Genomic DNA, 11,036 nt, shown 5'->3' with positions numbered 1-11,036 from the left:
CCGTATCCCAAGCGGTGGTGGCGGGGTTTTCCCGCTCTGGGTTTAGGGTAACTGCGGCCACGGGGGTCCAATTGCGAGTGGCGCCCGACCAGCGTCTGGGGTTGGCCTGTTTGGCTGCGACGTAAAGCTCGTGTCGGGCAGCCAGGATGGCCTGGTCTTGCCCTTCGTGGCGCTGTGCCGGGGTGACGTAGCCGATGCCACTGTGGCGGTGTTCTTGGTTGTACCAATGCACAAACGCTGCGGCCCAGGTGCGGGCTTGCTCCATGTCGGCAAAGCCCCGAGACGGGAACTCAGGGCGGTATTTGGCGGTGCGGAATAGCGACTCGGCGTAGGGGTTGTCGTTCGACACCCTGGGCCGGGAGTACGACGGTTCGATCTCCAGCCAATGCAGCATCGCCAGCACCGATGTGGCCTTCAGGGTGGCGCCGTTGTCGCCGTGCAGCACCGGTTTGACCGGCGCTCCATGCACCCCCTCGGCCAGCGCCGTGCGGCGTACCAACTGGGCTGCATGTTCGCTGCTGTCGCGTTCGTTGACCTCCCAGCCGACGATCTTGCGGCTGTACAGATCCAGAATCAGATACAAGAAAAACCACTGCCCCGTCACTACGGCGGGAAGGTAGGTCATGTCCCAGCACCACACCTGGCCAGGCGCGGTGACCACGTGGGTGGTCGGCGGACGGTTTTTGCGCGGCGGTTTGGCCCGGCCCCGGTGTTGGGTTTGCCCTTCGTCGCGCAGCACCCGGTAAAAGCTGGCTTCGCTGGCCAGGTAACACCCCTCGTCGGCCAGCATCGGGACGATCCGGGCGGGCGGCACCTCGGCAAAACGGGGCTCGTTGGCGATGCGCAAAATCTGCCCGCGCTCCTCGTCGGTCAAGGCGTGGGCAGGTTTTGGGTGGTTGGCCGTAGGACGACGGTCGCCCTGGGTCAAACCTCCGCCCTGCTTCCAGCGTTGCAGGGTGCGCACGTCGATGCCGACCAGATCGCAGGCCTGTTTGAGCGGCGCTTTGGCGGCTTGGGCCTGTTGGATGTCGTGGGCTAACTGCTGGCGATCTTCCAGGCGAATCATGCGTCCGCGCCCTCCCCGTAGATCGCCGAGAGCTTTTTTGCCAGCACCAGCAGGGCGGCGGTTTCGGCCAGCGCCTTGTCTTTGCGGTGCAACTCACGCTCCAAGGTTTTGATGCGCTTGCGGTCCTCTCGGATCTGCTTGGGACTGGGCTGCGCCCCGGCGGGATCGTCCAGCGCCGCCACCGCGCTGCGGCGCCACTTGTCCAATTCGCTGGGGAACACCCCGTGCTGGCGGCACCAGGCGCTTTTGGCGTTTTCGTCCAGACTTGCCGTGGCGATCACCGCCTACAGACGGGCGGCAGCGCTCCACGTAGACGCCGACGCAGCCTCGCCCAGCGCCGCAGAACGCCAACGTTCCAACGTCGCCACCGAAACCCCGTACTGCCGGGCCGCTTCGGACACCGGCAACACCTCGGGCGCCAGCAACCGCGCCACTACCCGATCTTTGAATGCTTGTGCATGTCGTGCCATACGGGCACCTCCTGCCCCCTAAATTAGAAAATTCGAATACGGCGACAACTAGGAGTCTGTCGGACTTGAGATCGTCCTACTGCGCCGGCGGGTAATCGGTCCAAATTCCCCCGGTTTCTCGTCACATAGCCACCACTATGATCCTCAAAACCGTGAAAATTTGGCCTCGATTCCCCACTCGGCTCGCTACGGACGCTCAAGCCCGACAGACTCCTAGTCTGATGCAGGGGGCGTCATCTACGGACATGTTTTTGGGTTTTTACGGTGTCGATTCCACCGCCCCACCCCGCGTCATTCCGGGACGGCGCAGCCGGACCCCGAATCCACCCTAACCCCAGCTGATCTTGCCCCCTTCCCTGGGGGCATTCCTGCGCAGGCGAGAAAAATCAGGCTCCAGGGCCGGTCAAGGATTGCGTGTTGCCCCTTGGAGGGGAGCTTCATCAATAGCCAATTCCATGGTCGATTGCGGATTGAACACGCGATAGCCCCGTTCAACGCCACATGCATTGAGTCGCCAGAACTCGTCGAAACGACCTGCGGGGGGATGTTGCCCCCTCATATCGGTGATCCCCTCCGGGGTATGTTCAATCCCCTCGAAGTTGAGGGTGCGACAGGGCTGGGGTTTACGCTTGGACTCCCGAAGCGCAATGAAATCCAGCGTCCACCTCACGTCTGCAATTTCAAGCGCTGTCACCAGCGGATGTGCGGTGAGCGATTCATCCACCCACGCATCGCGAAGCTCCTGCATCTCCTCGGGAGACAGGGTGACCACCATTCCGTTAATGGGAAATACGTTGTCCGGCGGTACCTGCCCTGCACAACCCGCCAACATCAGACCCACCACTGCCGCGATACCAGCCTTGTTCATAAAGACTCCTTTCAGGTGTCCGTTTTTAATGTTCGGCCATCGCCCAATGCGATGGCCGATCCTACCCAGACGCATCGTCGTGGCAATTCAATCCCACCCTCGGCCCCCCTGCGCCATCATTGCCAAGAAACTTGTGGCGGCCTTGAGCTCGATGGGGAACGGGACCCTGGGATGACGCGGGGAAGAGCGGGAGGTAACTATCGGGGGGCTTGAACCTTGCCGCGCCCCATCCCCTCACCCGCTCCCCAACGCCTCCCATGCCTGCCTGGGCGTGAGGATCCGCACCCCCTCCACGGGATCGAGACACAGCAGGTCGTCGTCGCCGCTGACCAAGCGGCTGGCCCCGACGGCCAGGGCGGCGTGGATGAAGGGATCGTCGTGGGGGTCGCGGCTGAAGGTGCGGGCCGCCAGTTCGGGGGGGATTTCCACCCAAAGGGCGCTGGCATTGAGGTCGTGCAGCAACAACTTGCGCAGCTCAATGGTCAGGTAGCGGTCGAACTTGGGTTTCCAGATGCGGGATTCGAACTCGGCAAAGGTGACCGCCGAAAAAACCAACCGTCCGTTTTGCAGCAATCGATCCACCAACCGGGCCGGAATGCCATCTGGGATCAACGCGGCACTGAGCAACACATGGGTATCGACCACCGCCCGCTCGAAGGGGGTCATGGCTCAACTCTCGTCGGCCAACAGCAGAGCAAGCTGTTCCTCGGTCAACCCCGCCGCCGCAGCGGCTTGCGCCCCCGCCTGCAGGTTGTGGCGCAAGCGGTCGGCGTAGAAGGTCCGCATCGCCTCATAGTCCTGGGCGCTGACCATCACCCCCACGACCCGGTCGCGCCGGGTAACGCGCACCGGCTCGCGCTGGGCCAGGTCGAGCATCTCGCCGAATCGGGTTTTCGCCTCGTTGGCGGTCAAGGTTTGCATGGTGGAATCCTCCCGTGGTGAAACGACGGGCCTATGATGGTCGAATCGTTCGATTCGTTCAATTCGACCGGATGGGGGATGTGTAGGGAGCAATGGGGATAGGGGGCGGGTGGAGCGCGCGGGGGCCTCCAGCATACCGGAGGTCGCCCCCACCACCTCCACCCGGCGTCATTCCGGGACGGCGAAGCCGGACCCGGAATCCACCACAACCCCCGTCCTCACAGCCCTACGAGGAAGCAATCTTGCTGGAAAAGTGGCTTGTCAAAACCTGACCCCGCTGCCCCGCGTGGATCTTGTTGAAAACCTTTTTCCACAGATGACGCAGATTCACGCAGATTAAACCCCAAGCATTTTTGGGTTCGCCTTTAAATCTGCGTAATCTGCGTAATCTGTGGATAAACGCTCTTGGCTCTTGATGTTGCGGAGTTTATTTCGGGGATGCCTACCTGCCGGACCTCGCCACCCTCTTTTTGCCTACGAACCTTGGGGGTCAAAGGGGGGGGATGAAAGACCAAGACTTGAACCCTCTTATTCACTGATGAAATTCAAATTTCTAGGAATTTATTTCCTCCCGATGAATAAGAAAAATAACCACCATTGTAACCAATAATTCTAAGCACATACTCGCGAATAATATCTTGAATAACTTCATAATGACCCCGCTGCCATGAGTAGTCTTCCCCCGTTAATCCCGTATGGATAATCTCATTCCTAAGATCAACAATTGGCTTCAAGTCAATATGCATTCCTGCATCACAAAACATCATATCCAGCAATTCTTTAAAGGAAAATACATCTCTTCCTTTTTGGGGTTTTGGTCGTTTTCTGAAGTGCTTATCTATAAACGGTATTTCTTTACTTTCTGCGAATGAATGTTTTATGTTTTCCATTAGAACCAACAAAATAATCAATTTAACCTCAATGGCTTGATTTAAATTGTCAGCCTGATTTATGTAATCAATAACTCCATTTAGCCTTCTTTTGTGTTCCAACGATTTATAAGTCTCATAGACGCAGGATACAAACTTTTTAATTTGCTTTCCATCAGCAAATACCGGCCTATGAAATCGTGCATTTTTTGCCACATCCAAGAATTTACCATTACCCGTTCCATTTGGATATTCATAGCCATAAACAGCTACAGGTGACATCGTTGCGAAAGTCAATATCCAACATAACCTGTTCAAAACTTCTAGAGATTTTTCAAAGTCATCTTCATTTACATTTTCACAGCAAACAACAGCACTCGGAACAAACTCCCATGAACCCCTCTTACCATCAGATCTGAGCACCTTTTGGCTTTGGATAAAAACATAGGTGAAGCCATCACAGTTAAATGTCAACCTATCACGAACCCAACCTTCTCCGTGGTGACTTATTTCTTCCCCTTCTATAAGAAAATTACCCACGAATGCTTTCAGGTCTGGCATCGTTATTCCTTAGTTGAAATATTTATTAAAACGCGCCTCTGATAAAAAGGAACGGGTTCAGGTCTTAATAGGCCACTTTCACGCTTAAAGTCACCTTCCTCCCACACCGCCGTAGTCCACGCTTCGTCGTGGCCGTGGACGCGACGGAGCGCGTCCCTCCAGAGAACCTTGCACACCGCTCAACCACCGCCATCCCCTGCCACTCCGCTCAAAGAACAACCACCCCTCACCCCAACCCTCTCCCCTAAGGAAGCGCTGATTTATTCGCGCTTCCGAGCGGTCCAGGGATGGGCCGCCAAAATCAGGACCGTAAGTGACTGATTTTGAACGCGAAGAAAAAACGACGCTTTTTGCGTAGCGTGCTGATTCAAGGCAGGATGCCTTTAATCAGCGTCTCCCTAAGGAAACGCTGATTAACTCGCCCCGAACGCCTCCCGTGAGCGTCCCCCCCTTGTCAAAGGGGGGACAGGGGGGATTTACAGGCGCTTCAATGCCGGAGCAGGTCTTCGGCGACGGGGTCGCCTCCTGCGACAGAGCGGGTCTTCGGCGACGGGGTCGCCTCCTACGACAGAGCGGGTCTTCGGCGACAGGGTCGCCTCCTACGACAGCGACCAGCCCTGGGGCGCTCGGAAGCGCTATTAAATCAGCGCCTCCCTAAGGGGCGAGGGGGCACTTCTTTTCCCATCCATCCACCCGCCCTCATAACCCCAACCAAGCCACCCCATCCCCCTCCTCAAATCCAAACCCCATACTCTCCGCCAAGCCTCTCATCCTCTGGTTTGAAGCGTTGATCCGCCCCCCCCAGCCGCTCGATCCCCCGGCTTTTCGCCACCTCGATCCCCTTGGCCTGCAGCTTGCGCCCAGCCCCTACCATCCCGCCGATTCCGCCTCAAGGATGAGGCCCCAAATAACGGTCGCCGTTGAAGTGGATGAGGTGCGATGGCGCATCGGCCACCCAGACCTCGGTTTCCCACGCGATCTCGCCAAGGTACCGCCCCATCACGGCGCGATTCGGAAATGCGGTCACGTAAACCAAACCGGCGGTGGAATCCTTGAACAGATCGGCAAGTTCATGATGCCTTTTGCCGTCGACCGGACCATGGCTGGTCACCGACTCCACCAACAACAACCAATTCCTTTTCGTATCGTGCAGAACCACGTCGGGCATCTTGCCGTGGGCATCGACCCTCACACCCAAACCGGCCAAATACTCGTCGTTGAAATAACCCCATTTGTCTCCGGTATCTCCGACATAGACCAACTCGCTTCCGGGGACAAAACGCTCCGCGAAATCCTCGATGATGGCCCCGATCAATTCGCTGTGTTCTCCGGGGCTGAGTGTGATGTGTTGGTCGTGACCGATCTCCACGGGAATGCGCGCCTGCTCCCGTTCTTTTGCATATCGCTCGACCAAGGTTTCGCGCTTGGCCAGATAGTTGGCGAGATTGGCCTGCCATTCCGCCATCCCATAGGTGCGCAGAAGAACCAACACGGCAGGTTCGATTTGGTAAACCGCCTTGGGGCTGTTGACCGGTCGGTCGGGCTTGTCGGGGTTGTAGAGCGCAATTCCCGCATCGCAAAACTGGTGCATCGATTGGCGCCGAAACGTTTCGCGGGTGTTCGGCGCGTAATCCTTTCTGTAATGCTGCTTCGCCCAATCCATGATCGGGGTAATCCCCATCAAGGGGCTGGCGGCGTCAGCCCATCCCTTGCCGGGGATCAGGTCGAGCAAAGCCAACAAACACAGGGCGGATCGTTCGTTCTGCTGTCCCTTTGGCAACCCGAGGGCAACGAGAATCCGCAACGCCTCGTTGATACGGCTCTTGGTCCTTTTGCTCATGCCGTCAGCTTCTCCAATTGCTCGTCCAACATGTCCTGGGTGGGCTCACTATGCCGCAACGCCCACTGGCCGAGTCGCATCAACGCCTCGCGGCTGGGATATTTCATCAGCTTCAAATCGGTGGCATTGACCTGGGTATGGCCGTTGAAGCGGCGAAAGTGCTCGTCCACCGCTGTCGTATTGAGGAAGACAGCAAGCCCCCTGGCCAAGGATTCCGGTATCCCATTTTTGCCCTCGTGAAACACATTTAAGTGGTTCTCGAAACCCAGTCGGGAATACCCGCTGAAATCTTTGGGATCGACCACGCCAGCAACGATTCTCCGTCGCTCCTCTTTGGCCGAAAATCGACGAACCACGCAGTAAAACCCGACCGGATAAAGCCATTTCCGAGTCGCATCGTTTTCGGCAATGGCATTTGGCTTTTTCAACGCCGATGAGGGCCAGGCTGTCTCGGTGCTTTTGATGTGCCCCGGATACAACAGCGGCACCGTTCCATCCTCGGGCATGGCGCGCAGATGTTCCTTGAGACGGAAATCGACCACCGGCCCCGTCGATACCGACAGGCCAAGCTCCGCCAAGGAATAACGCAGGGACTCGGAGGAATCGAAAACGCTTTCGTCGGGCGAGGTCGGCACATGGATGAAGCACTCGGGGTCGCTCGGGAAAACGATGCGGTCGAATGGATGCTCGTGAACGCTCAAATCGTCGAAAGTATCGTCGGTCGAAGTCGAAATGGTGACCGGACCCTGTCTTCCGCCTTTCTCCAACCGAATGATGATGTTTTCCTGCAAGACTCTGTCGTCCTTGAAAGCCTTGTTGCGCGAAGCAAACAGATGCATGTGGCGAAGCGCCGCCCGTTCGAGCACAAAATCCCGAAAAGGACGGTAATACGGCCCGTTGCAAAAACTGCGCGGCACGATGGCCACGACCTGCCCGCCTTCCTCCATCTGCGCCAGCGCCAAGGCGACGAAGGCCGAATACAAATTGACCGTTTCGATGCCGACCTGGCGCAACGCCAACCGATGGGCCGAACGACTTTGAATTTTTTTGTAGGGGGGATTGAGGATTGCGTGGGTGTAGCGCTTGCCCGCGGGTGAAAACAAACCACCCGAAAGAACTTCGACCGAGGCATGGATGAAATCGTCGTCTCGAACATGAATCGACAACGAATCGCTGCGTTGAAAGGCTTCAAGGGTTTGCGCAAGGTACGGATGCAAGGCGGCGTCGATCTCGAAGGCATCGACCTCGGTCCGCTCGAACTTGAAACCGCCCGACCGCCAGCGACTCAAAAAAGCAGCCGACAAGGAACCGATCCCCGCCCCCGCATCGAGCAAACGACAAACACCCTCCCCCGCCTGCGGAAAAAGGTTGGCCATAAAGACTGCCGTCCGCTCGGGCGTTAGAAACTGCCCGAATTGCGACTTCTTGTCCGCACCGGTTGCACGCGAGACATGCAGCCTTTGTTGTTCGACAGCTGATAACAAATGGAATCTCCAACGAAGAATGGCATGAAAAGCCGTTACCGAAGCTTTCGTTAAAGCTTACCCCCCAACCCCAACCAAGCCACCCCATCCCCCTCCTCAAATCCAAACCCCATACTCTCCGCCAAACCTCTCATCCTCTGGTTTGAAGCGTTGATCCGCCCCCCCAGCCGCTCGATCCCCCGGCCTTTGGCCACCTCGATCCCCTTGGCGAGCAGCTTGCGGCCCAGCCCCTGCCCTTGCCATCCCGCCGCCACGGCCAGGGCGAAGTCGGCCTGGGTGGGGCGGATGGGGTCTTGCAGGATGCGCACGATCCCCAGAATCCTCGGTTTTCCGGGGGGTTGCTCGACGGCGACCAGGCCGATCTCCCGGTCGTAGTCGTTCTGCACCAACTTCGCCATCGCCTCGTGCAGCTTCGGCCCCGCCTGGTCGAAGTAGTGGAACAGCCCCTCCTGCTCCCGGGCTTGCTCCAGCATGTGGACCAGCATCGGCTCATCCTCGGGCACCACCGGGCGGATCAGCACCGGGGTCCCCTCCTGCAACACCCACCCCTCTTCGAGCTCTTTGGGGTAGGGGCGGATGACCATGTGGCGGGGGGCGCTTTGGCAGGTGGGGGCCAGGGCGACCCGGGCGTCGACCGCCACCGGGCGCCCCTCGTGGATCAACAACGGATTGATGTCGAGCTCGGTGATCTCGGGGAAGTCGGCCATCAGGTCCGACAGCCGCACCAGGATCTCCTCCAACGCGGCCCGGTCGGCGGCGGGACGGTTGCGGTAGCCCCCCAGCAGCTTGGCAACCCGGGTGCGCTCGATCATCCGTCCGGCCAAGTGGCGGTTGAGGGGGGCGAGTTCCAGCGCCGTGTCCTCCAAAATCTCGGTCAAAATTCCCCCCATCCCGAAGAGCAGCACCGGACCGAAGGAGGGATCCTGCCGCCCCCCCAGGATCAGCTCGAAGTCGGGGCGGGGCAGCATCGGCTGCACCGTCACCCCCCAGAACGATCCCTCCCCGCCGTAGGCTAGGGCGTTGGCCTGAATGGCGGCGTAGGCGCGACGGACATCCTCCTCGCCGCGCAGGTTGAGCTGCACTCCGCCTGCGTCCGACTTGTGGGTGATGGTGGGGGAGAGCAGCTTCATCGCCACCGGGTAGCCGAACTCGGCCGCCGTCTGCACCGCCGCCTGCACCGTGTGGGCCGCCTCGGTGGCGTTGACCGGCACCCCGTACGAGGCCAGCAGCGCCTTGGATTCGATCTCGGAGAGGACCAGCCCGTCGGGATGGCGCTCAAGCTCGGTGCGGATCAAGGCGGCGGCCTGCCGGGTGTCGCTGCGCAGCGGCGCCCCGAACCCTTGGGGGGTCGCTTGCAGGGCGGCCAGGTTGCGGCTGTAGCGGACCATCGCCATCACCACCTCGACCGCTTGTTCTGGGGTTTCGAAACAGGGAACCCCCCCCGCCTCCAGGGTTTGCCGCCCCGGCCCCACGTCGAGCCCCCCCATCCACACCGCCATCACCGGCCTTTTCGACCCCTGGGAGGCTTCAACCAGCGCCGCGGCGATCCCTTGCGGGTCGGTCATCGATTGGGGGGTGAGGATGGCGATGACGGCGTCGCACTCCTCGGCCGCCAACAGCACCTTCAGCCCCGCCGCGTAGCGCTCCGGGGTGGCGTCGCCGAGCACGTCGACCGGGTTGTTGTGGCTCCAGTAGGGGGGAAGACAGGCGTTCAGAGCGGCGACGGTCGAACTGCTCAAAGAGACGGGGCGCTCGCCAAGCCGCTCCAGGGCGTCGGCCGCCATGACGCCGGGGCCGCCCGCGTTGGTCAGCACCGCCACCCGTCCCCCGGTGGGGCGTGGCTGTTTGGCCAGCGCCTTGGCGCAGTCGAAAAGCTGGGCGACGGTGTCGACCCGGATCACCCCGGCGCGCGCCAAGGCGGCGTCGAAGACGGTGTCGGATCCGGCCATCGCCCCGGTATGGCTGGCCGCCGCCTTGGCCCCCGAGGCGGAGCGGCCGCTTTTGACCGCTAGGATCGGCTTGATCTTCGAGACCGCACGGGCGGCCGACATGAAGCGGGCGACGTCGGTGAGCGATTCGATGTAAAGGATGATGCTCTCGACCTCCTCCGTGGCGCCGAGGGTGTCGATGAGGTCGCCGAAGCTCAGGTCGGCCTGGGAGCCGACGCTGACAAAATGGGAAAACCCGGTCTGGCTCACCATCGCCTGATCGAGGATCGCCGTGCACAGCGCCCCGCTTTGCGACAGGAAGGCGACCCGTCCGGTCGGGGCCATGTGGCTGGCGAACGAGGCGTTGAGCCCCACCCCCGGCACCTGAATCCCCAGGCAGTTCGGCCCCAGCACCCGAACGCCGCTCTCCCTTGCGGCGCGCACCAGCTCCTCCTCAATCGCCTTCCCCTCCTCCCCCGCCTCCTTCCCCCCCGCCGAGAGGACCACGGCGGTATGGCAACCGACGGCGGCGCAGTCGCGGATGGTTTGCGGGGCGTATTTCAAGGGGGTGGCGACGACAACCAGATCGACCGGCTGGCCGATGGCGGCCAGGTTCGGGAAGCAGGGGACGCCGAGCAGGGTGTCGTGTTTGGGATTGACCGGGTAGACCTTCCCGGTAAAGGAGCCGTCGAGCAGGTTTTGGATGAGCCCATGCCCCACAGAGCCGACCCGTTCGCTGGCCCCGACAGCGGCAACCGAGGTGGGGCGGAAGAGGGTGTCGAGGGTCGAGGGGGTGGTCATGGTTGGGATCCTTGGGGTTTGGATTCAAGAGGGGGATACGTTAGCGCATGTTGGTGATGGGGGGATGGCGCGGGAGGGGAAAAGCATCGCGCCGAGGGCGGCGCTCCTACAGACGATGCGGTGCGGTTTTGTAGGAGGCGTCCCCGACGCCGATCACCGGCGGGAACAGCCTATTCGAACGGTCAACAAAGCATCGCGCCGAGGGCGGCGCTCCTACGGACGATGCGG

The 11,036-nt window shown here is 60.4% G+C and carries 9 protein-coding genes; all 9 read right to left on the bottom strand.

Annotated features, from left to right (window positions below; translation table 11 throughout):
* Positions 1–1,066: IS3 family transposase (locus AUJ55_05100; protein ID OIO58500.1), on the bottom strand; the 1,066-nt coding region annotated here is incomplete at its 3' end.
* Positions 1,063–1,347, bottom strand: a complete 285-nt coding sequence (locus AUJ55_05095; GenBank protein ID OIO58499.1) for a transposase — start codon at positions 1,345–1,347, stop codon at positions 1,063–1,065. The genes AUJ55_05100 and AUJ55_05095, both read right to left, overlap by 4 nt.
* 3 nt (positions 1,348–1,350) lie before the next feature.
* Positions 1,351–1,536, bottom strand: a complete 186-nt coding sequence (locus AUJ55_05090) for a hypothetical protein (GenBank protein ID OIO58498.1) — start codon at positions 1,534–1,536, stop codon at positions 1,351–1,353.
* A 403-nt stretch (positions 1,537–1,939) separates the two neighbouring features.
* Positions 1,940–2,404 (bottom strand): hypothetical protein, encoded by a 465-nt coding sequence (locus AUJ55_05085; GenBank protein OIO58497.1) that lies wholly within the window; start codon positions 2,402–2,404, stop codon positions 1,940–1,942.
* A gap of 234 nt (positions 2,405–2,638) precedes the next feature.
* Positions 2,639–3,070, bottom strand: coding sequence for a putative toxin-antitoxin system toxin component, PIN family (locus AUJ55_05080; GenBank protein OIO58496.1), 432 nt, complete (start codon positions 3,068–3,070; stop codon positions 2,639–2,641).
* A gap of 3 nt (positions 3,071–3,073) precedes the next feature.
* Positions 3,074–3,325, bottom strand: coding sequence for a prevent-host-death protein (locus AUJ55_05075; protein OIO58495.1), 252 nt, complete (start codon positions 3,323–3,325; stop codon positions 3,074–3,076).
* Positions 3,326–5,644: 2,319 nt separating this feature from the next.
* Complete coding sequence (locus AUJ55_05070) at positions 5,645–6,595, bottom strand: restriction endonuclease (GenBank protein OIO58494.1); 951 nt, start codon at positions 6,593–6,595, stop codon at positions 5,645–5,647.
* Entirely contained in the window at positions 6,592–7,971 is a 1,380-nt protein-coding gene (locus tag AUJ55_05065; GenBank protein ID OIO58493.1) for an SAM-dependent methyltransferase, read from the bottom strand. The genes AUJ55_05070 and AUJ55_05065 overlap by 4 nt, the downstream gene beginning before the upstream one ends.
* 158 nt (positions 7,972–8,129) lie before the next feature.
* Positions 8,130–10,808 (bottom strand): hypothetical protein, encoded by a 2,679-nt coding sequence (locus tag AUJ55_05060; protein OIO58492.1) that lies wholly within the window; start codon positions 10,806–10,808, stop codon positions 8,130–8,132.
* Positions 10,809–11,036: the final 228 nt, after the last annotated feature.

This window comes from Proteobacteria bacterium CG1_02_64_396, from assembly GCA_001872725.1.
In the GTDB taxonomy this organism is placed as follows: domain Bacteria; phylum Pseudomonadota; class MNWR01; order CG1-02-64-396; family CG1-02-64-396; genus CG1-02-64-396.
This window is presented reverse-complemented; position numbering and strand designations above follow the sequence as displayed.

Excerpts from the sequence above, each read along its gene's own strand:
- AUJ55_05090 (OIO58498.1), bottom strand. The coding sequence starts at position 1,536 with ATGGCACGACATGCACAAGCATTCAAAGATCGGGTAGTGGCGCGGTTG.
- AUJ55_05085 (OIO58497.1), bottom strand. The coding sequence starts at position 2,404 with ATGAACAAGGCTGGTATCGCGGCAGTGGTGGGTCTGATGTTGGCGGGT.
- AUJ55_05080 (OIO58496.1), bottom strand. The coding sequence starts at position 3,070 with ATGACCCCCTTCGAGCGGGCGGTGGTCGATACCCATGTGTTGCTCAGT.
- AUJ55_05075 (OIO58495.1), bottom strand. The coding sequence starts at position 3,325 with ATGCAAACCTTGACCGCCAACGAGGCGAAAACCCGATTCGGCGAGATG.
- AUJ55_05070 (OIO58494.1), bottom strand. The coding sequence starts at position 6,595 with ATGAGCAAAAGGACCAAGAGCCGTATCAACGAGGCGTTGCGGATTCTC.
- AUJ55_05065 (OIO58493.1), bottom strand. The coding sequence starts at position 7,971 with ATGGCCAACCTTTTTCCGCAGGCGGGGGAGGGTGTTTGTCGTTTGCTC.
- AUJ55_05060 (OIO58492.1), bottom strand. The coding sequence starts at position 10,808 with ATGACCACCCCCTCGACCCTCGACACCCTCTTCCGCCCCACCTCGGTT.